Raw genomic sequence first — 23,161 nt, 5'->3', positions numbered from 1 at the left:
CGCCCGATGTCGCCCGGTGCTCAAGGACTGCCGCGGAAGCGTTGCCGAATCGTGCTGCGAGCGGGCCGGGTCAGGCGGTCATGACGCCTGCGTGAGGCGCTGCTCGAAACCGTCGAGGATGAGGTCGAGTCCGACGTCGAACTCGTCGGCGAACGAGTAGGTGCCGCTGCCCATGAGTTCGCCGAGCGTCCGCACGAGGTGCGGGTACTCGTCCGGACTCGGCGCGACCTCCTCGGCGAAGGACTGCTCCGCTCCGTCTGCCGGAGTGAAGGGCAGGGTCGACTCGGTGAGGGCGAACCCGTACGTGTAGGCGTCGAGCGCCGAGAACGCGTGGGTGGCGAGTGCGGCTGAGAAGCCGGAGTTCACGAGGCATCCGAGGACCCGGTCGAAGTGCCGGAGCAGCGGCGTACCGGGTCGCGGGCGCGCCTCGATCATGCCGATGGCCCACGGATGCCGCACCAGCACCGATCGTGCGGATCGCGCCCGTTCGACCATCGCCGGCCGCCAGGGGGCGTCGACCTCGGGAGCGACGATCTGTTCGAACGCCCAGTCGGCGAGCGAGTCGAGGAGGGCGTTCTTGTTCGCCACGTGGTGGTAGAGCGACATCGCCTCGACCCCGAGTTCGGCCGCGACGGAGCGCATGCTCACCGCGCCGATGCCGCCGCGATCGGCGACCGTCGCCGCCGCTCGGACGATTCGTTCCCTGCTGAGTACTGCTCGCGCATTCATGCCGCCATTGACTCCTTACGGTCGTAAGGCTAGCATCGGCCCCAACCTTACAACCGTAAGGTGGCGGCTCCGCAGTCCTGCTGGTGCTCGACACACGCGGACCCGCCGACCTCACCGACGACGGAGTGCCTGATGAGTACACCGCACCACCCCACCCCCGCACTGGAAGACCAGCGGATGCCGGTCAAGGCCAAGCTCGCTGCCACGTGGGCGAGCTTCATGTTCCTGTACATCTACGTCGACTACTTCCAGCTGTACAAGCCCGGCGCGATCGATGACATCCTGGTCGGCATCGTCTTCGAGTTCCAGATCAGCCCGACGCTGTTGACCGTGTTCACCGCCTCCGTGGCCATCCCGATCCTGATGGTGATGCTGTCCATGACGCTGCCCGCCCGGGTGAACCGCGTCGCGAACCTCGTCGTCGCCCTGCTCTACATCCCGTACTCGGTGTTCAACGCGGCCGGGGAGGCCTGGGCCTGGGCGCCCTTCTACGCCCTCTCGATCGGGATCGAGGTACTGCTCCTCGTCTTCATCCTGCACGCCGCATGGACCTGGCCCCGGACCGCTCCGACGGCGGGCCCGGCCGACGGGGCCGACCCTGCGGCGGTCCGCATCGAGCAGGACCATCGAACGGGAGGGTGAGCCGCGCCGCTTCCGACGCACCGACCTCGCACCGCTACGCGACGGAGCGTGGTGCGTCGGATTCGACGGGGTCGATGCGGAACGTCTCCGCGAACCGCGCGACCCCGTCGGCGTCACCGGCGAGCACGGGGATGCGCGCGGCATCCGCCCGCCCCGCGACGAGGTCGCGAAGCTCCGCGGGTTCGAGCGCGAACTCGACCGACGCGAGACCGCCCGTGCCGCCGGGAACGCCGGGAACACCGGGAACGCCGGACGGGCCGCTCGCCCCGGACGGGCGCGGTGTCGGCACCGCGTCCGGCCCGACCGGGACGACCTCGAGCCGCCGGCCGTCCACCTGCGCCGCGACCGAGGCGCGCCCGACGTGCAGCACGTACTCGGTCGCCGGCAGGTTCGCCGCGGCATCCGCCCTGAATGCGGCCCGCAGCGCGACCGCGAGCGCCTCGTGGCCCGTGCGCTCCTCGTCTGCGGCGTCGCCGAGCACCGACCAGCCCCAGGATTCGAGCGCGAGGACGACGGGTTCGAGCCCGCGGCCGAGGGCGGTCAGTTCGTAGCCGCCGCGGACGCTCGGGACCCGGCGCAGCACGCCGGCCTCCTGGAGCTCCCGCAGCCGGTCGCTGAGGATGTTCGTCGGGATGCGCGGCAGCGACGCCTTCAGGTCGCTGTACCGGCGCGGGCCGACGAGCAGGTCGCGCACGATGAGCAGTGCCCACCGTTCGCCGACGCGTTCGAGCGCGCGGGCGATGCCGCCGTACTCGCCGAACCCGCGCGGGGCGCGCGTTCCCACGGGATGGCCGTCAGGCGCCGGCCGGCGCCGACCCGCCCTGTTCGGCGAGGAATGCCTCCGGCCCCTGCTCGACGGCCGCGGCCTCCATGAACAGGAACTCGAGGATGTTGCCGTCGGGGTCTTCGAGGTCGCGCGTGTACATGAAGCCGAGGTCGTTGGCCGGGCGCGGCTCGGACCCGCCCGCCGCGAGCCCGGTGGCGACGATCGCGTCGACGGCCTCGCGCGAGTCGCACGTGAGCGCGATGAGCGCCTGCGCCTGCGACTTCGGGTCGATGATCTGCTTGTCGGTGAACGTGCCGAGGTAGTCGCGCGTGAGCACCATGAAGTAGACGTTCTCGTCGAGCACGACGCAGGCGGCGTTCTCGTCGGTGAACATCGGGTTGATGGCGTAGCCGAGGGCCTCGTAGAACGCCTTGGAGCGGTCGAGGTCGGTGGTCGGCAGGTTGACGAAGATGCTGGTGGTCATGGTCTCCCCCTGGTATGGATGCGCCGGCCGTTCGGTCGACGCGTCCAGCTTGCACTTTGCAAGTGAACTTGTCAATAGCAAGTAGCGGATGACTCGCCGACGCGTCACCGCGCCCCGCTGCGCCGCACGAGCAACGCCAGGTGCAGGGCCGCGAGCGTCTCGCCGTCATCCAGGTCGGCGCCGAGCAGGTCGCCGATGAGCGCGAGCCGCTGGTAGAACACCGAACGCGAGAGGTGACTCGCCTGCGCGGCCGCCGTGCGGTTGCCCGGGTGCGCGAGCATCGCCCCGAGCACGTCCAGCAGGTCGCCGCCGCGCGACAGGTCGTGCTCGATCAGCGGCGCGAGCATCGACTCGCCGAGCTCCTGCAGCCGGTGGTCGTCGCGCAGCGCCGTCACGAGGCGCACGAGCGGCCGATCGTGCGAGCGGCGGACCACCGGCCCCCGAGCCTGGCGCGGCACGGGCGTCCGGGCCAGGTCCGACGCCTCCTGCACCGACACGAGCAGCCCATCGAGATCGCGCGCGACGGCCCCGATCGACACGGCCACGCCCGCGGCATCCGTCGCCGACCGGGCCGTCGGCCCGGCATCCCCGACACCGGCGAGCGAGAGCGCGAACGCACGTGCAGCGTCGTCGTCGAAGCCCGTCCCCGCCGGGAGCGACAGCAGGACCACCCGGGCCGATGCCGGCGAACCGTGCCTGGCGGGCCTGCCGTCCAGCGCGCGCCCGCCGAGCGTCCGCGCCGCGGCATCCGCATCGCCGTCGGCAGCCCGCCCCGTCACGACCACCCCGTACAGGTCGGCGCCGTGGACCGGCAGGCCCGTCGCCTCGAGACGCGCGACCGCGCCGCCCGCCGCCGCGAACCGCCCGCCGAGCAGGTGATCGACCAGGCGCTGCCTCGCGACGCGCGCCCAGGCGTCGTCGTCGCCGTCGGCGAGCCGCCCCAGCGCGAGCGCGATCGCGCCCTGCTCGAGCACGCCGACCCGCCCCGCGGGGTGCGCCGGCCCGGGCAGGGCGACCAGGTGCCCCCAGCGGATGCCGCGTGCCTCGACCGGCACGATCAGCCAGTCGTCGACCCCGCCGGCCGCGCCGCGCGCGGCCCGCCGGTGCGCGTCGCGCGAGCGCAGCTGCCACCCCGCGAGCACCTCCTCCTCGACCTGGGGCGGCAACTCGGCCGCGACCACCTCGTGGGCCAGGTTCTCGAGCACGATCGACGCGTCGAGGGTCTGCGCGAGCTGCTGCACGATGTAGTCGGCCGGCGCACCCCGCAACGTCAGCACCGTGAACCGCTCGCGCACCTCGTCGCGCGCATGCAGCGCCGCCGTCTGCTCGGAGATGATGCGCCGGTGCACGGCCTGCGTGAGCCCGACGAACTTCACCTCCCGGTGCAGCGCGATGAGCGCGAGCCCGTGCTCGGCGGCCGAGCGGTGCACGACCGCGGGCACGTACCGGTAGTGGGTGCCGAGCTCGAGCACGAGCCCCGAGACGCCCGCAGCGACCAGGCCGCCGATGAACTGCCTGAGCTCGTCGGGCTCGGTCGGCCACCCCGACCCCGTCGACAGCAGCAGTTCGCCGCCGTCGAGGAGCCTCGCGACCCCCGCGCTGTCGGACACGTGGACCCAGCGCACGCGCGCATCCAGCGCCGCCTCCCCCACGAGCACCTCGGGCACGCCCTCGGAGACCGCGTCGAGCGCGAGGATCTCGCGCACGCTCGGCAGGGCGCCGTCCGCACCCGGACGATCCGTTCGATCCGCTTCGTCTTCGCGACGCTCTGGCATCGTTCCGGCCTCTCAACCTCTGTAAGACTGGGAAAACGCCAGCCTAGACGAACCCGGTCGATCTGTCCGACCCGAACTCAGGGCGGCGCTTCGACCCGAGGGGCGGATGCCGCGGCATCCGCTCGTCACCCGAACCGACGAAGGACTGCAATGAGCCTCACCGAGACCGCCGCCTCGCCCGCAGAGACCACCGTGCCGCAGATCGGGCACTGGATCGACGGGGCGCACCGCGCCTCCTCCTCCGGACGGACCGCGCCGGTCTACAACCCGGCGACCGGCGCCGTGCGGGCCGAGGTCGCCCTCGCCGACCAGGCCGAGATCGACGAGGCCATCGCCTCGGCCGAGCGCGGCTACCGCGAATGGAGCGGCTACTCGATCGCGAAGCGCCAGGGGGTGCTGTTCGCGTTCCGCGAGCTGCTGAACGCGCGCAAGGGCGAGCTCGCCGCGATCATCACCGCCGAGCACGGCAAGGTCCTCTCCGACGCCATGGGCGAGATCCTGCGCGGCCAGGAGGTCGTCGAGCTCGCGACCGGCTTCCCGCACCTGATCAAGGGCGCGTTCTCCGAGAACGCCTCGACCGGCATCGACGTCTACTCGCTCAAGCAGCCCCTCGGCGTCGTCGGCATCATCAGCCCGTTCAACTTCCCCGCGATGGTGCCCATGTGGTTCTTCCCCGTCGCGATCGCCGCCGGCAACGCCGTCGTCCTCAAGCCCTCCGAGAAGGACCCGACGGCCGCGCTCTGGCTCGCCGAGCTCTGGAAGGAGGCCGGCCTGCCCGACGGCGTGTTCACCGTCCTGCAGGGCGACAAGCTCGCCGTCGACGGCCTGCTCACGAGCCCGGTCGTGCAGTCGATCTCGTTCGTCGGCTCGACCCCGATCGCGCAGTACATCTACGAGACCGCCTCGAAGCACGGCAAGCGCGTGCAGGCCCTCGGCGGCGCGAAGAACCACATGCTCGTGCTGCCCGACGCCGACCTCGACCTCGTCGCCGACCAGGCCGTGAACGCCGGCTACGGCGCCGCGGGCGAGCGCTGCATGGCGATCTCGGTCGTGCTCGCGGTCGAGCCCGTCGCCGACGAACTCATCGCCAAGATCACCGAGCGCATCGGCCAGCTGAAGATCGGCAACGGCGCGGGCGTCGACGCCGGCGACGGCACGCGCAGCGAGCCCGACATGGGCCCGCTCATCACCGACGTGCACCGCGACAAGGTCGCCTCCTACGTCGACATCGCCGAGGCCGACGGCGCCACGGTCGTCGTCGACGGGCGCGGGTGCTCGGTCGAGGGCCACGAGGACGGCTTCTTCTTCGGCCCGACCCTGCTCGACAACGTGCCGACCACGAGCCGCGCCTACACCGAGGAGATCTTCGGCCCGGTGCTCTCGGTCGTGCGCGTCGCCTCGTACGACGAGGGGCTCGAGCTCATCAACTCCGGTCGGTTCGGCAACGGCACCGCGATCTTCACCAACGACGGCGGCGCCGCGCGCCGCTTCCAGAACGAGGTCGAGGTCGGCATGATCGGCATCAACGTGCCGATCCCCGTGCCGGTCGCGTACCACTCGTTCGGCGGCTGGAAGGCATCGCTGTTCGGCGACTCGAAGGCGTACGGCGTGCAGGGCTTCGACTTCTTCACCCGCGAGAAGGCGATCACGAGCCGCTGGCTCGACCCGGCCACGCACGGCGGCATCAACCTCGGCTTCCCGCAGAACCACTGACCCGGCCCGCCGAGACCGACGAAGGACCCCTCATGACCGACACCCTCGTTCCCGAAGTCCAGACGGAAGCCCAGTCGACGCAGGCCCCGTCGACGGATGCCGCGACCGCGGCGTCGTACGTCGGCCCGCGCGGCACGCGGCATCCGCTGCCCGACGCCGCAGCCGAGGCGCAGGTGCGCGCCGACGACCGCACGCACGTGTTCCACTCGTGGAGCGCGCAGGCGCTCATCGACCCGCTGCCCGTCGCCGCCGGCGAGGGCGCCACGTTCTGGGACTACCAGGGCAACGCCTACCTCGACTTCAGCTCGCAGCTGGTGAACCTGAACCTCGGGCACCAGCACCCCGACCTCGTCGCGGCCATCCAGCAGCAGGCCGGGCGCCTCGCGACGATCCAGCCGTCGATGGCCTCCGACGTGCGCGGCGAACTCGCCCGCCGCATCGCCGAGGTCGCGCCCGGCGACCTCGACAAGGTGTTCTTCACCAACGGCGGCGCCGACGCCAACGAGTACGCGGTGCGCATGGCGCGCGCCGTGACCGGCCGCCGCAAGGTGCTGTCGATGTACCGCAGCTACCACGGCGGCACCGCGACGGCGATCTCGCTCACCGGCGACCCGCGCCGCTGGGCGAACGAGCCGAGCGACGGCTCGGTCGCGCACTTCTTCGGCCCGTACGCGTACCGTTCGGCGTTCAACGCCGAGACGCCCGAGCAGGAGGCCGAGCGCGCGCTCGCCCACCTCGAGCAGGTCATCACGCTCGAGGGCGCGTCGACGATCGCGGCGATCATCCTCGAGACCGTCGTCGGCACCAACGGCGTGCTCGTGCCGCCGCCCGGCTACCTCGAGGGCGTGCGAGCCCTCGCCGACAAGTACGGCATCGTCTACATCGCCGACGAGGTCATGGTCGGCTTCGGCCGCGTCGGCGAGTGGTTCGCGGTGAACCACTTCGGCGTGACGCCCGACCTCATCACCTTCGCGAAGGGCGTGAACTCGGGCTACGCCCCGCTCGGCGGCGTCGTGATCTCCGAGCGCATCGCGTCGCACTTCGACACGGTCGCGTTCATGGGCGGGCTCACCTACTCGGGCCACCCGCTCGCGTGCGCACCGGGCGTCGCCACCTTCGAGGTGTTCGAGCGCGACGGCATCCTCGAGCGCGTGCGCGACCTCGGCTCCCGGGTCGTCGGCCCGCGGCTCGCGGAGTTCGCGGAGAAGCACCCGTCGGTCGGCGAGGTACGCGGCCTCGGCCTGTTCTGGGCGATCGAGCTGGTCCGCGACCGCGAGACCCGCGAGCCGCTCGTGCCGTTCAACGCGTCCGGCGCGGACGCTGCGCCCATGGGCCGCGTCGCCGCGGCGTGCAAGCAGGCGGGCCTGTGGCCGTTCGTGCACTTCAACCGCATGCACGTGGCCCCGCCGCTCGTGATCGGCGAAGCCGACCTGGTCCGCGGGCTCGACATCATCGACGCGGCGCTCGACGTCGCGGACGCGGAGCTCGCCTGACGCGCAGCGCGCGAGCGCACCACGCAAGACGCATGAGAATCCGGGTGATGCCCGCCCCGACGGGCACTTCACCCGGATTCTCATGCGTTTCCGGTGGCCGCGTGCGTGGCGGCCCGCGAGCCCGACCCGCCCGATAGCCTGAGGCCATGGAGGTGCGGTGGCCCGGTGAGCGGATGCCGCGGCGCGCGTTCCTCGCCGGCGGCCTCGGCGGGCTGGCGCTGGCGCTCACCGCGTGCACCGACGGCGATCCGACCCCGTCGAAGCTGAACGCGCCGCGCACGAACGGGTCGCTCGACCAGCGCGAGCGCCGGAACGGGGTCGGCGCGACCTCCGACCTGCGCGCGGCGCTCGGCGAACCCGTGGCGGGGCGGCTCGTGATCACGGGCGAGGCGACCTCGCCCGACGCTCCGGGCACCGTGCACGGCGCATACGCCGAGGGCCTGCGCGCGGCGCGAGAGATCGCCGCGGCCTCCGAGCCGGGCGACCGCATCGCGATCATCGGCGCCGGCATCGCCGGCCTCGCCGCCGCCCGCTCGCTCGTGGACGACGGGTTCGAGGTCGTCGTGGTCGAGGCCGGCGACACGGTCGGCGGACGGCTGCGCACGGTCGACGACGCCGCGTTCGGCGGCCCGATCGAGCTCGGCAGCCCGTTCGCGTCGGCGGACGCGGCACTGGCCTCGGCGATGACGGATGCCGCGGTCGAGACGACGCCCTACGAACCCGTGAGCCAGGTGCGAGACACCACCGGGCGGGTGGTCGCACCCTCGAGCGAGGGGACGGACGCGATCGACGGGGCGGTCGCCTGGGCACGCGAGCGCGGGACGGACCTCTCGCTCACCGACGCCCTCATCGGATCCGGCGCGATCCCGGCGCCCGGCGAGCCCGGTGCCGACGGGCTCAGCCCGCGCGACTGGCTCGTGCACGCGATCGCGACCGGCGTGGAGCCCGCCGCGGGCGCTGTGCCCGGACGGGTGTCGGCGCAGCGCTTCGAACCGGGCCGCGCGTGGCCCCCGGACGAACGGGTGACCGGCGGCTGGACGACGCTCGTCGACCTGCTCGCCGACGGAGTGCGGATCGCCGGGTCGAGTGTCGTCACCGGGATCTCGATCGATGACGAGGGCGTCGGGATGCGCCTGGACACGGGCGAGTCGCTGCGCATGCATCGAGTCGTCGTCACCGCATCGATCGGCGTGCTCAAGACCGACACGATCACCTTCGACCCGCCGTTGCCGCTGCGCCATCAGCGGGCGATCGGCGTGCTCGGCATGGGCGCGCTCGACCTCGCCTGGCTCGCGTTCGACGAGCCGTTCTGGCGCACGGCCGGCGGAGCGCATGCCGCCGACGGCACGTCCGGCGCTGAACCCGACGTGTTCACACTGGTCGGGGCGACGCCGACCGTCGCCGCGTGGCTCGACCTCGGCGAGGGTCCCGAACGTGCCGTGCTGGTCGGCGTCATCGCCGCCCAGCACGCGCGCCGCATCGCGGAGCTCGACGATGCGGATGCACTCGCCGAGCTGCTCGAAGCGCTCGCGCCGTTCGCGACCGGCGCGAGCGCGACGCCGCCGTCGGAGGACTGATCCGACGCGCGGCGCGCCGCCGCCCGGGGACCCTCGGACCGGACGGCGACGCGGCCTGTCAGCTGTCCTGGCTCGCATCCTCCGGGACGAACTGCGGGGTACCCGACGACAGCGGCGCGAGCGGCCGGTCGACCGGCGCGAACGACCGCGCCTGACGGGACTGCTGCGGGCTCGGGAGCACGCACGCCTCGTACCGCAGGTCGCCGAGCCCGATGTGCTGGTTGCTCGAACGGCCGCTCAGCCCGGCACGGTACCGGATCGTCACGGTCGTGGTCACTCCCGGGACGGTGATGCGCAGGTCGCCCTGGCCGCTCGAGATGGGCGTGTCGCCCCAGTTGATCGGGCGGAAGCGATTGCCGGCGGTGCCGTCGCCCTGGATGTTCGAGCCGAGCGCGAACGTGTAGTTGCCCGCCATCGGCGAGATCACCTCGACGGTGTCGACGTAGCCGTCCCGCTCGCTGTCGATGTCGTGGAGCACGAACGAGAGCCCGGTGACCGGCTCGCTCATGGTGATGGTGAGCTGGACGTAATCGCCCGCGTTCAAGGTCGCGAGCATCTCCATCTCGATGTAGTTCCACGAGGGGGTCGTGCTCGTCGCCTCGACGAGGCCCGTGTCTCCGGGCGTCGGGTCGCCTCCCTGACCGGACGAGGTGAAGGCGAGCGTCGCGGTCACCATTGACGGGAAGAACGTGATGCTCGAGGGGCGGCTGCCCGGGCGGAGGTCGTCGATGCTCGTCTCGGGCGTGCACGGCGATGCGGCGTAGGCGGGCACCGGTGCGGCGAGCGCGATCGCGGGGGCCGTCCAGGCCGCCGCCTTGACCAGGGTGCGCCGGGTCACCGGCTTCGAAGCGCGCGCGGGCGCGGGGGCGTCGTTCACGAGTGGGTCCTCCGGATCTGGTGGCGCGCCGATCAGCGCCTCGAGGCAGGCGGGTGTTCCGCGGCGGCGCGCGCATTGGGGTGGGTCCGCCGACGACGCTACTGGTGCGCGGAAACGGAGCGCGTCCCCCCATTCGGGGGTGAATGTCACCCGATTCGACCGCGTCCCGATCACCGAACCCCCGGAATGACGCTGATTCCCAGGACGATCCGTCCCTCAGTCGTGCTCGATCTGTCCCCCAGTTCGGATTCGGCGACGCACGCCCACGAGGGCGAACCGCCGGTGCACCGAGACGAGTACGGCCGTGATCGCGAGGAAGATGAGCAGCACGAGGGCGCAGTACGCCGCGATCCCCCCGTACCCGCCGACCTGGCTCGCGTCGAGGAAGAAGTACGGGTACCACCCGACATCCGCACCGCGCACGAGGGTGTACCCGAGCCAGCCCGCGGGGAACACGAGCACCCAGCCGACCGTGGCCCACGGCACCGGCGGGTTGACCGCCAGCACCGCGTCGGCGGTCCACGCCGCGAGCGCGAGCGCGGGCACGACGAAGTGGAGCAGCGTGTCCGACCACGGCACCTCGAGCCGGTAGTCGCGCGTCGAGGCCTGGACGGCGATGATCGCGAACACGATGCCCGAGACGAGCAGGTACACCGTCACCATCGTGCGCAGGCCCGCGAGCCAGGGCGGGTCTCGGTGCTGGGTCAGGGCGAACACCGCGGCGACGAGCAGCACGATCACGGCGAGCATCGCGGATTGGATCGTGAAGTAGCTGAAGAAGTTCGCCGAGGCGAACAGCGGGAACTCGAGCACGTACCGGTAGTTGCCGACGAGCGCGACGATCTCGAGCACCACGATCGCGAGGCGGAAGACCCCGAGGCTGCGACGTGCCCGCGAGGTGCGCGTCGCCCGCGTCACGGGGGCGTCGGCCGGATCGTTCGCGATCGCCACCGGGGGCGCCCCGGCCGACGCCGCCGCCTGCGCGCTCGTCTGGGCCGCGGTGGAGTCCAGGGCGCGCGCGGACATGTGTTCACGCTAGTCGCCCCGACAGCCCGTCGTCGCTCCCGCGCCCGGAGCCGTCGACCCCGGACCGAGCGTCCGCGCCCCGCGCGCCGCGAGTGGGTGCCATGTGCACCGGTCACGGCAGCCGAGCGGTGCACTTGGCACCCACTCGGCGGGCGCGCGCCCAGCGCGCCCGGGAGTCAGAACGCGGCGAGGCCCGTGAGCGCGCGCCCGATGACGAGCTGGTGCACCTCGTCGGTGCCCTCGTAGGTGCGCACCGACTCGAGGTTCGCGGCGTGGCGCATGACCGGGAACTCGGAGGTGATGCCGTCGCCCGCGAGGATCGCGCGCGCCTCGTGCGCGATGCGCAGGGCCTCGCGCACCGAGTTGAGCTTTCCGACGGAGATCTGCGCGGGCGTGAGCGCACCGCGCTCCTTCAGGCGCCCGAGGTGCAGCGCCAGCAGGATCCCCTTCTCGACCTCGACGAGCATGTCGGCGAGCTTGGCCTGGATGAGCTGGTTCGCGCCGATCGGCCGACCGAAGACCTCGCGCGTGATCGACCGCTCGAGCGCCGACTCGAGGCACGACCGCGCCGCGCCCATGGCACCCCAGACGATCCCGTAGCGCGCTTCGTTGAGGCATCCGAAGGGGCCCGACAGGCCGCGCGCGCCAGGCAGCATCGCGTCGGTCGCCAGCCGCACCCCCTCGAAGGTCACGTCGCACTGCACCGACGCGCGCATCGAGAGCTTGCCGTCGATGGGCGTCGCGGTGAAGCCGTCGGTCTCGGTCGGCACGAGGAACCCGCGGACGACGCCGTGGTCGTCGCCGCCCTCGTCGTCGACCTTCGCCCAGACGACGGCGACGTCGGCGAGCGAGGCGAGCCCGATCCAGCGCTTAGCGCCGTCGAGCACCCATCCGTCGCCGTCTCGGCGCGCGACGGTGGTCATCGCGGCGGGGTCGCTGCCGCCCTGCGGTTCGGTGAGGGCGAAGCATCCGATGAGCTCGCCCTTCGCCATGCCCGGCAGCCACCGCTGCTTCTGCCCCTCGGAGCCGTACTTGTGGATCGCGCTCATCGCGAGCGAGCCCTGGACCGACACGAACGTGCGCCAGCCGGAGTCGGCGGCCTCGAGCTCGAGGCACACGAGACCGTACGCGACCGCGCCGGCGCCGGCGCAGCCGTACCCGGTGAGGTGCATGCCGAGGAACCCGAGTTCTCCGGCCTCGCGCACGAACTCGCGGCGGAAGTGCTTGTCCTCGAAGTCCTGCTCGATGACGGGCGCGATGCGCTCCTGCGCGAACCGGCGCGCGCGGTCGCGCCACGCGAGCTCGTCCTCGGTGAGGAGTGCGTCGAGGTCGAACACGGTGTCGATCCGGGGTGCGATGGTCATGGCGGTCCTTTCGTCGGGTTCCGGGGGGCGCGCTCAGTCGCGCGGAAGCCAGTCGGCGCCGTCGTCGGCGCCGAGCGCGGGCGGTGCGCTGCGGTAGGCGGCGGCGCCGCTCGAGAGCCGGATGGGGCTGGCGATCGAGCGGTGCGGCGGGGCGGTCGGATCGGCCTCGTCCGCGAGCGCGACGGGGTCCAGTCCGAGGGCTTCGGCGAACGCGATGGCCTCGGCGATGTCGTTCACGGGTCCGGCGGGCACGCCGGCCGCGGTGAGTCGTTCGACCCAGTGCGAAGCGGATGCCGCGGCGAGCGCCGCTTCGATCGCGACGCGCAGTTCGTGCCGGTGCGCGACGCGATCCGAGTTCGTCGCGAATCGCGGGTCGGCGTTCAGGTCGGGGGCCTCGAGCACGTCGGCGAGCGCGCGGAACTGCCGGTCGTTGCCGACGGCGATGACGAGTTCGCGGTCGGCTGCGCGGAACACCGCGTACGGGGAGATGCTCGGGTGGGCGTTGCCGAGCCGGCGCGGGGGCGTTCCGGTGGCGAGCGTCGAGGAGGCCTGGTTGGTCAGGGCGGCGAGCAGGCTCTGCAGGAGGTTGACCTCGACGCGGCTTCCGCGCCCGGTGCGGTCGCGCTCGCGGAGGGCGAGGAGGATGCCGGCGACGGCGTTCTGGCCGCTGAGCACGTCGACCAGGGCGACGCCGACCTTCGCGGGTTCGCCCTCGGGGTCGCCGGTGATGCTCATGAGTCCGCCGACGGCCTGCACGAGCAGGTCGTACCCGGCGAGGCTCGCGCCGGCACCGGCACCGAATCCGGTGATGGAGCAGTACACGACGCGGGGGTTCTCGGCGCTGACGCGGTCGTGGTCGAGCCCGAATCGGGCCATGACCCCGGGCCGGAAGTTCTCGATGACGACGTCGGCGGATGCCGCGAGGCGCCGTGCTTCGGCGAGCCCGGCGGGCTCGGCGAGGTCGAGCACGACGGATCGCTTGTTGCGGTTGACGCCGCCGAAGTAGGTGGCGCGCCCGGTGCGGTCGACGGGCGGGTTCCAGTGGCGGGTGTCGTCGCCGGCGGGCGACTCTACCTTGATGACGTCGGCGCCGAAGTCGGCGAGGGTCATGGTCGCGTAGGGTCCGGCGAGGACGCGGGAGAAGTCGGCGACGCGCACGCCCGCGAGCGGTCCGGTGGTTCGCTCGTGCATGGCATCCGCCCTCGCTCGGGCGGCCGTCGTCGGCCGCGTCGTGAATTCCTCCTATATTGAATGATTTTTCCGCGAGGCGCCACTCGGCCCGGTCGGCGGCGGGTAGCCTGAACCCATGGAGACGAGGGTCGGCCCGGGCGCACGCGAAGCCGTGTTCGCCCAGCTCGCCGACCAGGGGCGCGCCGAACAGGTCGCCAGCCGCCTCACCGACGGCATCGTGCTCGGCGTCCTCCACGCGGGCGAACGGCTTCCCAGCGAACCCGAGCTCGCCCGCCGCTTCGGCGTCGCGCTCATCACGGTGCGCGAGGGGCTCGGGATCCTCCGCGAGGCCGGACTCGTCGAGACCAGGCGAGGCCGCGACGGGGGCAGCTTCGTCGTGGCGGACGAGGGCGGCCATCGCGCCCTGCTCACGACGCGGCTCCGCGGGTTCGCCCAGGTCGAGCTCAGCGACATGGCCGTCTACTTCGGTACGATCCTCGCGGGCTCCGCGGAACGGGCCGCCGAGCGCGCGGCCGACACCGACGGCGAGCGCCTGGGGGCGTGGCTCGCCGCGGCCGACTTCGGGACCGCGGCATCCGCCCGCACGAACCAGGGCGGGTTCCTCCTCGAGGTCGCGGTGCTCAGCCAGTCCGCACGCCTCGTCCGCGAGCAGATCCGCCTGCAGGCCGAGTTCGGCCCGCTCCTGCTGCTCGGACTCGACGACGACGAGACCCGCCGCACGATCGTCCGGCACGACCGGGCGATCATCCGCTCGGTCACCGGCCGTCGTCCGGGCAAGGCTCGCGACGCGGCATCCGCTCTGGTCCGGGTCCTGTCGGAGCAGTTGCTGGCGGCGAAGGCACGGGTCGAACGAGGAGGCACGGTCGATGAGCCGATCAGCGCGTGAGGTCGCGGGCGAGGTCGCCGACCTGTTCGCCGGCGTCTTCGATCGGCTCCGCGCGTGGCGCGGCCCGATCGAGCAGGTCATCGCCGGCGGGTCGCTCAGGGCGGCCGAGCTCGACGCGACCGTCGCCGACCTCGTGCTGCCCCGCCTCGTCGAGCCCGACCCGTTGCTCGCCGGCGCCGGGTTCATCGCCGACGGCGAAGTCGTGCGCGGACGGGACGTGCACTTCGCCTGGTGGCTCGGGCCGCTCGAGGACAACCCCGTGCTCGGTTCGACCACCGAGCCCACGCGCCTCGACCTGACCACGCGCGGCTACACCGAGTACCTTCGCGACTTCCGAGCGCTCGAGTGGTACGCGATCCCCGCGACGACCAGTCACGCCCACGTCACGGGCCCGTTCGTCGACCACCTGTGCACGTGCGACTACATCCTGACGCTCACGATGCCCGTGCACGGCAGGGCTGCGGACGGCGACGGCGCGCGCATGGTCGGCGTCGTGGGGGCGGATGTCGCGGTGCGCACGCTCGAGCGCAGGCTCCTGTCGGGCTTCCTCGACGTGCCGGAACCGCTCGCGCTCGTGAACGCCGACGGCCGCGTGGTGCTCTCGACCGAGCCGACGCTGCAGGTGGGCCAGCTCGCCGCGACGTGGTCGGCCGACGAGCCCTGCGAGGGCACGCCGTTCCGCGTGCTCGTCGGGCCCGCGGCATCCGGGTCGAGATAAATCATCCGCTGATATATCTTTGAACGACGAGCGTATGCACCGCGGCAGACGACCCTTCGACAGGCTCAAGGACCGATGCCGGATGCACCCGAGAAGGAGAACCCCATGAGCTATGCCGTGACCAACCCCGCGACCGGGGAAGTCCTCGCGACGTACCCCACGATCACCGACGCCGAACTGCAGGACGCGGTCTCGGCCGCGGCGAACGCCCACGCGACCTGGTCGAAGACCTCGACCCTCGAGGAGCGCGCGGCCCTCGTCCGCCGCGTCGGCGAACTCCACGTCGAGCGCCGCCAGGAGCTCGCCGAGATCATCGTGCGCGAGATGGGCAAGCCCATCGAGCAGGCCCTCGGCGAGGCCGACTTCGCCGGCGCGATCTACGAGTACTACGCCGACCACGCCGCCGAGTTCCTGGCAGACGAGCAGATCGACCTGCTCGACGGCGACGGCTCGGCGATCATCCGCCGCAGCGCGCTCGGCGTGCTGCTCGGCGTCATGCCGTGGAACTTCCCGTACTACCAGGTCGCGCGCTTCGCGGGCCCGAACGTGATCATCGGCAACACGATCGTCCTCAAGCACGCCGAGCAGTGCCCCGAGTCGGCCGCGGCGATCGAGCAGATCTTCCGCGACGCCGGCGCGCCCGAGGGCGTGTACGTCAACGTGTACGCGTCGCACGACCAGATCGCCGACGTCATCGCCGACCCGCGCGTGCAGGGCGTCTCGCTGACCGGTTCCGAGCGGGCCGGTGCGGCCGTCGCCGAGCTCGCGGGCAAGCACCTGAAGAAGGTCGTGCTCGAGCTCGGCGGCTCCGACCCGTTCATCCTGCTCTCGACCGACGACCTCGACGCGACCGTGCAGAACGCCGTCGACGCGCGCCTCGACAACAACGGCCAGTCGTGCAACGCGGCCAAGCGCTTCATCGTCGTCGACGAGCTGTACGAGTCGTTCCTCGAGAAGTTCACGGCCAAGCTCGCCGAGGTCGAGGCGACCGACCCGACGTCGGCCGACACCACGCTCGGCCCGCTGTCCTCGCTCCGCGCCGCCGAGGGCCTGGAGTCGCAGGTCAAGCGCGCGGTCGAGCACGGCGCGAAGCTCGTGCACGGCGGCGGCCGCGACGGCGCGTTCTTCCAGACGACGGTGCTGACGGATGTCACGAGCGAGAACCCCGTCGCGCAGGAGGAGTTCTTCGGCCCGGTCGCGCAGGTCTTCCGCGCTGCCGACGAGGCCGAGGCCGTGCGCCTGGCCAACGACATCCCGTACGGCCTGGGGTCGTACGTCTACACGACCGACCAGGAGCAGGCCATGCGCGTCGCCGACGCCATCGAGGCCGGCATGGTGTTCGTGAACGTCGTGCTCGCCGACGGCGCCGAGCTGCCCTTCGGCGGCATCAAGCGTTCCGGTTCGGGCCGCGAGCTCGGCCGCTTCGGCGCCGACGAGTTCGTCAACAAGAAGATGATCCGAATCGGCTGAACGCAGCCGTCGCAGCGGCGCGCAGCGCCGCTACGCGCAGCTCGCCTCCGCGAGCCACGCACGAGCCCCCGGTCCCCGCGGCCGGGGGCTCGTCGCATGCGTGCACCTGCGCTGCGGCATCCGCTCGAAATAATCATTCGGTTCTATAGATATAAAGCCGAAGGTATGGCAGGCTGGCCCGACCGGCGCCCGAGGGTGGGCGGGCGCGATCGATGATGATCACGAAAGGCAGCGATGTCCGAAACCGCGAAGTCCGCCGAACTCGGCGACCGAGAGCACCTCCGGGTCCTCGGCTACGAGGACTCCTTCAACCGCTCCATGAGCCTCTGGGCGAACTTCGCCCTCGGCTTCACCTACCTCTCCCCACTGGTCGGCGTGTACTCGCTGTTCGCGCTCGCGCTGACCGTGGGCGGTCCGCCGTCGATCTGGTGGATCGTGATCGTCGGGGCCGGGCAACTGCTCGTCTCGCTCGTGTTCGGCGAGGTCGTCTCGCAGTACCCGATCCACGGCGGCGTGTACCCGTGGGCGCGACGCCTCTGGGGTCGCCGCTACGCCTGGATGGCCGCCTGGGTCTACATCTGGGCGATTCTCGTGACGATCACCGCGGTCGCCGAGTACGGATCGAGCTTCGCGGCCAGCCTGTTCGACCTCGAGCCCACCGCCGACACGACCCTGTGGCTCACCCTCGGCCTGCTGCTCATCGCGCTGCTCATCAACCTCTCCGGCACGCGATGGCTCTCGCGCATCGCGCGCATCGGCCTCGCGGCCGAACTCGTCGGCGTCATCGGCCTCGGCCTCTACCTGCTCGTGTTCCAGCGCAAGCAGGAGTTCTCGATCTTCTTCGACACCATGGGCGTCCAGGGCGAGGGCGGCTACCTGACCGCGTTCATCGGCGCCGCACTCGCCGGCCTCTTCCTCTTCTACGGGTTCGAGGCCTGCGGCGACGTCGCCGAGGAGGTCGAGAACCCCGCCCGGCGGATCCCGCGCGCCATGCAGTTGACGATCCTCGTCGGCGGCGTCTCGGCCCTGTTCTCCTTCGCCGGATACGTGCTCGCGGCACCCGACCTGCAGGCCATCGTCGCGGGCGAGGACCCCGACCCGATCCCGGCCATCCTCGAGTCCACGCTCGGACCGGTCGGCGCGAAGCTGTTCCTCGTCGTCGCACTGACCGCCTTCCTCTCCTGCGTGCTGAGCCTGCAGGCCGCCGCCAGCAGGCTGCTCTTCTCGTTCGCACGCGACGGGATGCTCCCGGGCCACCGCTGGCTGTCGAAGGTCGCCGACGGCAGCAGGGTCCCCGCGAACGCCCTCATCGTCGCCTGCACGGTGCCCGCGGTCATCGCGTTCCTCGTGTGGCTGAACGCCGACCTGCTCTACCCGGTCACCGCGTTCGCCGTGCTCGGCATCTACGTCGCCTTCCAGATGGTCGTCCTCGCGGCCCTCCGGCAGCGCATCCGCGGCTGGAAGCCCGCCGGGCCGTTCTCGCTCGGCCGCTGGGGCCTCGTGGTCAACATCGTCGCGCTCGCCTACGGCGTGTTCGCGATGATCCTCCTCGCGACGCCCGGCACGTCGGGCGACCCCGTCACCGACTGGATCGTCCTCATCGGCCTGGGCGTGGTGCTCGGCAGCGGCCTGGCGTACCTGTTCGTCGCCCGCCCCGACCGTCGCTCCGAGGCGCCCGCGGGCGACGCGCTCGAGGTCGCCGAGCGGCTGCGCGCGCACGCGACCGGTGCGAAGGCAACGGATGCCGCCGCGGTCGCGGCCGACGAACCCGTCGCCTGACGCACGACGAGCGCCGACCGGGGCGCACCGGGGCGACCGCCCCGGTGCGCCCCGCCGTCCTCTCGCACTCCGCCCGGGAACGCGTCAGTCGGCGAGGCCGTGCCGGAAGGCGTAGGCCGTCGCGGCCGACCGCGATCGGAGCCCCAGCTTGGCGAAGATGTTGCTGAGGTGCCGGTCCACCGTCTTCCCGCTGAGGTAGAGCTCCTCCGCGATCCCGTGATTGGTCCGGCCCGCCGCCACGAGCCTGAGCACCTCGACCTCGCGCCCGGTGAGCCCGTCGGGGTTCGAGGGCGATCCGGCGGGCGGCCGTCCGGCCTCCAGCGCCGCGAGGGCGGGCCGGGCGCCGAGCTCCTCGAACACCGCACGTGCGGCGTCGAGCTCCATCGCGGCCGACTCCTCGTCGCCGAGCCCGCGGCACGCCCTCGCCGCGATGACCCGGCACCTCGCCGCCTCGTACGGAACGTCGAGGTCGCGCCAGCCCGCCCACGCGCGTCGCGACGCCGTCAGCGCAGCCCGGTGGTCGCCCTCCGCGACCAGCACCGCGCTGTCGGCCTGTTCGACGAGGGCCGTGAGCATCGGCATGGGGCTCGCCCGCCCGAGCTCGCGCAGCTCGTCGGCGGCGCCGCGAGCGGCGACGACGTCTCCCGCGGCCAGCAGGATCTCCACCGTGGCCGCGAGCAGTCGGCGGCGCTCCGCGGGGTCCATGCGCTCGGCCGCGGCGACGATCATCGCGCGGGCCCGATCGTGGTCGCCCTGAGAGGACCGGAGCAGCGCCAGTCCCGGCTGCGGCTCGAAGCCGGTGCGCCCCGCCTCCTCGAACGACGACGCAGCGGCATCCGCTTCGCCTCGCAGCCGATGCACCTCGCCCAGCTGGTACCTCGCGGCGAACACCCCGTTCGGGTCTCCCCGGGCCGCCCGCTCGGCCGCCGACCGCGCGGCATCGAGCGCGTCGGCCCAGGCGCCGTGGAGGAGGAAGAGCTCCGAACGGTGCGCGTGGCACTGGCCACTGAAGGCGACCATGTCGGGTCGCTCGGCGCACCACCGGTCGAGGGCGCGAGTCCACTCACGTGCCCGGCGCACGTCGAACGCCTGCCGGCAGCACTGCAGCACCTCGCAGTACACGATGCCGGACGGAACCGGCGAGACCTCGCCCGCCGTGACGGCCACCATGACCTCGTCGAGCCGGGCCAGGCCGTCCGCCGACCTGCCCAGCATGATGTCCGTCTGCCCGAGTCCGAGCCCGCCGAGCGCGATCAGGTCGGCGTCCCGCGCGGCGCGTGCGAGCCCGATCGCGCGCTCGAACACCGCGGCCGCTCGCTCACCGTCCCCGTCCGCAAGCGCCGCGAGCCCCGCCGGGATCAGGAGGAAGCCGCGGTCGGCGCGGCCGTCCGGCCGGTCGTGGACGAGGCGCTCGGCCCGTGCGAACCAGCCGCCGGCCTGGGCCAGGTCGCCGACGTACACGAACTGCATGGCCAGCCACGACGCGGAGCGGATCGCGCCGTCCAGGTCGCCGTCGGCGAGGTACGCCTCATGCGCGCGGGTCCGCCACGCGACGCCGTCGTCGAACCGGCCGAGCAGCACAGCCGCGGTCGCGAGCAGCTCGAGGTCGGCCGCGGCGGCCGCCGTCGCACGATCGGCCGCCTCCAGGTCCGCGATCGCGTCGGCCCATCGGTGCTCGGAATAGGCGATGCGCCCTCGATCGAGGGCGGTCGACGCGTCCATGACGCCTCCCCGGAGAAGACGGCGCGGCCGCCACCCGGTCGAGCTCGATCGATGCGGCCGGGGCCGATCTCAGGCTAGCCCCGGTGTCCGAGCCCGGCAACGGCATGGGTGCCGGCGCATCGGTCGCGCCCGACCTCACACCCCGTCGATCTCCGCCCGCCGCAGGCCCACGAGACGACGCACCGCGGCTTCGGGCAGCGGATGCTCCGCGGTGAACCGGATCGAGCCCTTCGTTCGCTCGAACCCGTCGAGCACCTCCTCGGCGCCGTCGATCACGGCGGGACTGAAGGGATAGAGCCCGATGTGCGTCTTCGCCTCCATCACCGCGAGCAGCGGCTTCCCGCCGTGACGCAACGCAGGCATGCCGTAGCTCCGGCCCTCCTCAGCATCGGGCACGACCTCGCGCGCGACGGCGTACACGCCCTCGATGACCGACCGCGCGGGCTCGTCGAGCCCGGCGACGTATTCCGCGACCTCACCCATGCGGTCATCGTACGCTCGGGGCGCGGGCGCGGCATCCGTGCCGACGCGGGGCGCACGGTCTACCCTCGTCGCGAGGGGGTCGCATGATCCGGCAGCGCGTCATCGTCCACGGCCGCGTGCAGGCGGTCAGCTTCCGGTTCGGCGCGCGCGTCGAGGCGCAACGGCTCGGCGTCTCGGGGTGGATCCGCAATCGCAACGACGGCGCCGTCGAGGCCGAGATCGAGGGCGAGGCGGCATCCGTCGACGCGATGCTCTCGTGGCTCGACGAGGGGCCGCCCGGTGCCGAGGTGACCTCGCTCAGCACGGCCGACCTCGCGCCGACGGGCGAGCGGGGCTTCCGCGTGCTCAGCTGACGTCGACGAGCGGATGCCGCGACCTCGCGTCACCGCGCGGGGCAGCCGGCGCCGATGAGCGACCCCGCCCCCGGAACGCGCGCACGCACAGCACGAGCATGACGGCCGATGCGAGGACGTAGAACGAGTGCAGCAGCCAGATCGGTCCGACCGGGAGGCTGAACACGTACACGGAGTACACGGCGTTCGCCCCGTTGATCATGGCGATGCTCCCGAGGCTGTACGAGCCCACGTCGTGCGTGCGCAGCGCCTTCCACACCATCGGCAGGTTGGCGGTCGCGAACACGACGGCCGCGACCATCCCCGCCAGCACCGGAACATCCATGACCGCGACGCTACGCGCGGCACCGGACCGGGCGCGTCGGGAGAAGCACGCAACTTCGCGAACCGCGCCGATGGGTCGTTCTGCCCATCACGCCCAGGCAGGCTCCCGCTCAGACGAGCCCGTGCTCGTAGGCGTACGCCGTCGCGGCCGCCCGCGACGCGACCCCGAGCTTGCCGAAGATGTTGCTGAGGTGGCGCGCGACCGTCTTCTCGCTGAGCGTGAGCCGCTCGGCGATGCCGCGATTCGTCAGCCCGGTCGACACCAGCCGCAGCACCTCGACCTCGCGTTCGGTGAGCGCCCCGCGCCGGCGCTCCCCCAGCAGCCGCGTCGCCTCCGCGAGCGCCGGCTCGGCGCCGAGTGCCAGCAGCACCTCCCGTGCCGCGCGGAACTCGGTCTCCGCCGCGTCGCGGTCTCCGGCCTCGGCCAGCACGCTCGCGGCCAGCACGCGCGCACGCGCGGCGTCGTACGGTGCACCGGCCTCCGCGAACCCGTCGGCCGCCTCACGTGAGCGCGCGAGCGCGGCGGCGCCGTCCCCGGTCGCGGATCGCACCCTGGCGTCGGCGAACGCGACGACGGCGTCGAACAACGGCGTCCGCATGGCATCCCCCGACGCCCTCAGCTCCTCGAGCGCGCGGCGCGCGGCGTCGAGGTCGCCCGCCGCGACCTCGATCTCGACCGCGGCCGGGAGCACGTACCGTCTCGTGAACGGGTCGCCGCCGGCGAGGGCTCGCCGGATCTCGGCCTGCGCCTGGTCGGTCCGGCCGCCCGCGAGCAGGAGCAGCGCCCGACCCGGCTGCGGGTCCCAGCCGGACTCGGCGGCTCGCCGATACGACTCGGCCGCGGCGTGGAACGCGCCCCTCAGCCGCTGGAGCTCGCCCGCAGAGTACGGCGCGCCGTGGGCCGCGCGGAAGTCGCCCGCGCGGAGCCCGGCCATCGCCGCCTCGACCGACGCGGCCGCCTCGGCCCAGTCACCCCGCACGAGCTGCACCTGCGCGCGCAGTGCGTGCCGCTGGCCGCCGAAGCTGATCAAGGACGGCTGCGCCCGGCACCAGCGGTCGAGGAAGTCCATCCATGCGCTCGCGCGACGCAGGTCGCTCGCCATGAGCGCATCGGCGATCGCCGCGCAGGTGATGTCGCCCGTCTGGAACGGCCCGGTGTCCTCGCCCACGACGACGGCCATGGCGCGGTCGTAGACCCGGAGGGCGTCTTCGACGGCGCCGAGCGCGATGAGCGCCTTGCCGAGCATGAGCGACGCGCTCGCGATGAGCTCGCGGTCGCCGTGGCGCTCGGCGACGCGGAGGATCTCCTCTCCCGTCCGCCGGGCTTCGGCCGCGTCGCCGCTGGCGAGTCGGGCCACCGAGGGCCCGATCCGAACGGTCGCGGACACCAGCGGATCGCCGACCGTCTCGGCGACGCGCATCGCGCGGGACGACCAGGACAGCGACGCGGAGAACTCGCCGACCTCGACGAGCTCGAGCGCCAGCCAGGCCGCCCATCGCGCGGCGGACCGGTCGTCCGAGTCCACCAGGTACGCGGCGTAGGCGCGTTCGCCCGCGTCGACGGCGGAGGCTCGATCGCCGCGCAGGATGGCCGCGGTCGCGAGGAGCTCGAGGTCGGATGCCGCGAGCCCGCCGGCCGCATCGGCCCTCGCGAGCTGCTCCACCGCGTCGGCCCAGCGCCGTTCGCGGGCGGCGATCCTGCCCGCCTCGAGCGCGCTGGGCGCAGTCATCCCGCTCCTCCACGGTCGCATCCTCGACGGACCGGCCCGGATATCCGCGCACCGTCGAG

General features: G+C 72.7%; 21 protein-coding genes. 9 read left to right on the top strand and 12 right to left on the bottom strand.

Translation table 11 applies throughout. The features are described from left to right. Window positions 1–78: 78 nt before the first annotated feature. Entirely contained in the window at window positions 79–729 is a 651-nt protein-coding gene (locus tag DSM26151_RS02400) for a TetR/AcrR family transcriptional regulator (RefSeq protein ID WP_234660831.1), read from the bottom strand. Window positions 730–861: 132 nt separating this feature from the next. Here DSM26151_RS02400 and DSM26151_RS02395 point away from each other — a divergent pair, with 132 nt between their 5' ends. After that, complete coding sequence (locus tag DSM26151_RS02395) at window positions 862–1,371, top strand: DUF6326 family protein (RefSeq protein ID WP_234660830.1); 510 nt, start codon at window positions 862–864, stop codon at window positions 1,369–1,371. A gap of 34 nt (window positions 1,372–1,405) precedes the next feature. Here DSM26151_RS02395 and DSM26151_RS02390 read toward each other — a convergent pair whose 3' ends face one another. The 3 genes from DSM26151_RS02390 to DSM26151_RS02380 all read right to left on the bottom strand — a co-directional run bounded on the left by DSM26151_RS02390 (window position 1,406) and on the right by DSM26151_RS02380 (window position 4,396). Further along, window positions 1,406–2,155: a winged helix-turn-helix transcriptional regulator gene (locus tag DSM26151_RS02390; protein ID WP_234660829.1), complete on the bottom strand. Its 750-nt coding sequence runs from the start codon at window positions 2,153–2,155 to the stop codon at window positions 1,406–1,408. A gap of 10 nt (window positions 2,156–2,165) precedes the next feature. Beyond that, window positions 2,166–2,621, bottom strand: a complete 456-nt coding sequence (locus tag DSM26151_RS02385) for a VOC family protein (protein ID WP_234660828.1) — start codon at window positions 2,619–2,621, stop codon at window positions 2,166–2,168. Window positions 2,622–2,725: 104 nt separating this feature from the next. After that, window positions 2,726–4,396 (bottom strand): PucR family transcriptional regulator, encoded by a 1,671-nt coding sequence (locus tag DSM26151_RS02380; protein ID WP_234660827.1) that lies wholly within the window; start codon window positions 4,394–4,396, stop codon window positions 2,726–2,728. Window positions 4,397–4,546: 150 nt separating this feature from the next. Here DSM26151_RS02380 and DSM26151_RS02375 point away from each other — a divergent pair, with 150 nt between their 5' ends. The 3 genes from DSM26151_RS02375 to DSM26151_RS02365 all read left to right on the top strand — a co-directional run bounded on the left by DSM26151_RS02375 (window position 4,547) and on the right by DSM26151_RS02365 (window position 9,179). Further along, window positions 4,547–6,109, top strand: coding sequence for a CoA-acylating methylmalonate-semialdehyde dehydrogenase (locus DSM26151_RS02375; protein WP_234660826.1), 1,563 nt, complete (start codon window positions 4,547–4,549; stop codon window positions 6,107–6,109). Window positions 6,110–6,141: 32 nt separating this feature from the next. Beyond that, on the top strand, window positions 6,142–7,602 hold the full coding sequence (locus DSM26151_RS02370; protein WP_234660825.1) for an aspartate aminotransferase family protein: 1,461 nt from the start codon (window positions 6,142–6,144) through the stop codon (window positions 7,600–7,602). A gap of 146 nt (window positions 7,603–7,748) precedes the next feature. Then, window positions 7,749–9,179, top strand: coding sequence for an FAD-dependent oxidoreductase (locus DSM26151_RS02365; RefSeq protein WP_234660824.1), 1,431 nt, complete (start codon window positions 7,749–7,751; stop codon window positions 9,177–9,179). Window positions 9,180–9,237: 58 nt separating this feature from the next. On the opposite strand, the gene DSM26151_RS02360 is transcribed toward DSM26151_RS02365, so the two are convergent. From DSM26151_RS02360 to DSM26151_RS02345, 4 genes are all read right to left on the bottom strand, one after another. Beyond that, a complete protein-coding gene (locus DSM26151_RS02360) occupies window positions 9,238–10,056 on the bottom strand; it encodes a hypothetical protein (protein WP_234660823.1) in 819 nt (272 codons plus the stop codon). A 216-nt stretch (window positions 10,057–10,272) separates the two neighbouring features. Next, window positions 10,273–11,082 carry a Pr6Pr family membrane protein gene (locus DSM26151_RS02355; protein ID WP_234660822.1) on the bottom strand — a complete coding sequence of 270 codons (810 nt, stop codon included), beginning with the start codon at window positions 11,080–11,082 and terminating at the stop codon, window positions 10,273–10,275. A gap of 176 nt (window positions 11,083–11,258) precedes the next feature. Beyond that, window positions 11,259–12,446: an acyl-CoA dehydrogenase family protein gene (locus tag DSM26151_RS02350; protein WP_407651005.1), complete on the bottom strand. Its 1,188-nt coding sequence runs from the start codon at window positions 12,444–12,446 to the stop codon at window positions 11,259–11,261. A 33-nt stretch (window positions 12,447–12,479) separates the two neighbouring features. After that, window positions 12,480–13,637: a CaiB/BaiF CoA transferase family protein gene (locus DSM26151_RS02345; RefSeq protein WP_234660821.1), complete on the bottom strand. Its 1,158-nt coding sequence runs from the start codon at window positions 13,635–13,637 to the stop codon at window positions 12,480–12,482. A 115-nt stretch (window positions 13,638–13,752) separates the two neighbouring features. Between DSM26151_RS02345 and DSM26151_RS02340 the strand changes: the two genes are divergently transcribed. The 4 genes from DSM26151_RS02340 to DSM26151_RS02325 all read left to right on the top strand — a co-directional run bounded on the left by DSM26151_RS02340 (window position 13,753) and on the right by DSM26151_RS02325 (window position 18,490). After that, window positions 13,753–14,523 (top strand): GntR family transcriptional regulator, encoded by a 771-nt coding sequence (locus DSM26151_RS02340; RefSeq protein WP_234660820.1) that lies wholly within the window; start codon window positions 13,753–13,755, stop codon window positions 14,521–14,523. Further along, window positions 14,504–15,241 (top strand): PDC sensor domain-containing protein, encoded by a 738-nt coding sequence (locus DSM26151_RS02335; protein ID WP_234660819.1) that lies wholly within the window; start codon window positions 14,504–14,506, stop codon window positions 15,239–15,241. The genes DSM26151_RS02340 and DSM26151_RS02335 overlap by 20 nt, the downstream gene beginning before the upstream one ends. Before the next feature lie 105 nt (window positions 15,242–15,346). Further along, window positions 15,347–16,711: an NAD-dependent succinate-semialdehyde dehydrogenase gene (locus DSM26151_RS02330; RefSeq protein ID WP_234660818.1), complete on the top strand. Its 1,365-nt coding sequence runs from the start codon at window positions 15,347–15,349 to the stop codon at window positions 16,709–16,711. A 234-nt stretch (window positions 16,712–16,945) separates the two neighbouring features. Further along, window positions 16,946–18,490, top strand: coding sequence for an APC family permease (locus DSM26151_RS02325; protein ID WP_234660817.1), 1,545 nt, complete (start codon window positions 16,946–16,948; stop codon window positions 18,488–18,490). An 84-nt stretch (window positions 18,491–18,574) separates the two neighbouring features. Here DSM26151_RS02325 and DSM26151_RS02320 read toward each other — a convergent pair whose 3' ends face one another. Then, window positions 18,575–20,212, bottom strand: coding sequence for a LuxR C-terminal-related transcriptional regulator (locus DSM26151_RS02320; RefSeq protein ID WP_234660816.1), 1,638 nt, complete (start codon window positions 20,210–20,212; stop codon window positions 18,575–18,577). A gap of 135 nt (window positions 20,213–20,347) precedes the next feature. Beyond that, complete coding sequence (locus tag DSM26151_RS02315; RefSeq protein WP_234660815.1) at window positions 20,348–20,695, bottom strand: iron chaperone; 348 nt, start codon at window positions 20,693–20,695, stop codon at window positions 20,348–20,350. An 83-nt stretch (window positions 20,696–20,778) separates the two neighbouring features. On the opposite strand from DSM26151_RS02315, the gene DSM26151_RS02310 reads away from it, so the two are divergent. After that, the gene (locus tag DSM26151_RS02310; RefSeq protein ID WP_234660814.1) at window positions 20,779–21,048 is read left to right on the top strand and encodes an acylphosphatase; all 270 of its coding nucleotides are present in this window, start codon (window positions 20,779–20,781) and stop codon (window positions 21,046–21,048) included. Here the strand turns inward: DSM26151_RS02310 and DSM26151_RS02305 are convergent. Beyond that, window positions 21,041–21,373 carry a hypothetical protein gene (locus DSM26151_RS02305; protein ID WP_234660813.1) on the bottom strand — a complete coding sequence of 111 codons (333 nt, stop codon included), beginning with the start codon at window positions 21,371–21,373 and terminating at the stop codon, window positions 21,041–21,043. The two genes, DSM26151_RS02310 and DSM26151_RS02305, sit on opposite strands and share 8 nt — an antisense overlap. A gap of 109 nt (window positions 21,374–21,482) precedes the next feature. Continuing rightward, window positions 21,483–23,102, bottom strand: a complete 1,620-nt coding sequence (locus tag DSM26151_RS02300) for a helix-turn-helix transcriptional regulator (protein WP_234660812.1) — start codon at window positions 23,100–23,102, stop codon at window positions 21,483–21,485. Between the last annotated feature and the right edge of the window lie 59 nt (window positions 23,103–23,161).

This window comes from Agromyces marinus (genome assembly GCF_021442325.1).
GTDB classification, from domain to species: Bacteria; Actinomycetota; Actinomycetes; order Actinomycetales; family Microbacteriaceae; genus Agromyces; species Agromyces marinus.
The sequence above is the reverse complement of the archived record's forward strand: the minus strand, read 5'-3'. Positions and strand labels throughout refer to the sequence as shown.

Bases quoted from the DNA above. Each gene is read 5' to 3' on its own strand.
- DSM26151_RS02400 (WP_234660831.1), bottom strand. From the start codon at position 729: ATGAATGCGCGAGCAGTACTCAGCAGGGAACGAATCGTCCGAGCGGCG.
- DSM26151_RS02395 (WP_234660830.1), top strand. From the start codon at position 862: ATGAGTACACCGCACCACCCCACCCCCGCACTGGAAGACCAGCGGATG.
- DSM26151_RS02385 (WP_234660828.1), bottom strand. From the start codon at position 2,621: ATGACCACCAGCATCTTCGTCAACCTGCCGACCACCGACCTCGACCGC.
- DSM26151_RS02380 (WP_234660827.1), bottom strand. From the start codon at position 4,396: ATGCCAGAGCGTCGCGAAGACGAAGCGGATCGAACGGATCGTCCGGGT.
- DSM26151_RS02375 (WP_234660826.1), top strand. From the start codon at position 4,547: ATGAGCCTCACCGAGACCGCCGCCTCGCCCGCAGAGACCACCGTGCCG.
- DSM26151_RS02370 (WP_234660825.1), top strand. From the start codon at position 6,142: ATGACCGACACCCTCGTTCCCGAAGTCCAGACGGAAGCCCAGTCGACG.
- DSM26151_RS02365 (WP_234660824.1), top strand. From the start codon at position 7,749: ATGGAGGTGCGGTGGCCCGGTGAGCGGATGCCGCGGCGCGCGTTCCTC.
- DSM26151_RS02355 (WP_234660822.1), bottom strand. From the start codon at position 11,082: ATGTCCGCGCGCGCCCTGGACTCCACCGCGGCCCAGACGAGCGCGCAG.
- DSM26151_RS02350 (WP_407651005.1), bottom strand. From the start codon at position 12,446: ATGACCATCGCACCCCGGATCGACACCGTGTTCGACCTCGACGCACTC.
- DSM26151_RS02345 (WP_234660821.1), bottom strand. From the start codon at position 13,637: ATGCACGAGCGAACCACCGGACCGCTCGCGGGCGTGCGCGTCGCCGAC.
- DSM26151_RS02340 (WP_234660820.1), top strand. From the start codon at position 13,753: ATGGAGACGAGGGTCGGCCCGGGCGCACGCGAAGCCGTGTTCGCCCAG.
- DSM26151_RS02335 (WP_234660819.1), top strand. From the start codon at position 14,504: ATGAGCCGATCAGCGCGTGAGGTCGCGGGCGAGGTCGCCGACCTGTTC.
- DSM26151_RS02330 (WP_234660818.1), top strand. From the start codon at position 15,347: ATGAGCTATGCCGTGACCAACCCCGCGACCGGGGAAGTCCTCGCGACG.
- DSM26151_RS02325 (WP_234660817.1), top strand. From the start codon at position 16,946: ATGTCCGAAACCGCGAAGTCCGCCGAACTCGGCGACCGAGAGCACCTC.
- DSM26151_RS02320 (WP_234660816.1), bottom strand. From the start codon at position 20,212: ATGGACGCGTCGACCGCCCTCGATCGAGGGCGCATCGCCTATTCCGAG.
- DSM26151_RS02315 (WP_234660815.1), bottom strand. From the start codon at position 20,695: ATGGGTGAGGTCGCGGAATACGTCGCCGGGCTCGACGAGCCCGCGCGG.
- DSM26151_RS02310 (WP_234660814.1), top strand. From the start codon at position 20,779: ATGATCCGGCAGCGCGTCATCGTCCACGGCCGCGTGCAGGCGGTCAGC.
- DSM26151_RS02305 (WP_234660813.1), bottom strand. From the start codon at position 21,373: ATGGATGTTCCGGTGCTGGCGGGGATGGTCGCGGCCGTCGTGTTCGCG.
- DSM26151_RS02300 (WP_234660812.1), bottom strand. From the start codon at position 23,102: ATGACTGCGCCCAGCGCGCTCGAGGCGGGCAGGATCGCCGCCCGCGAA.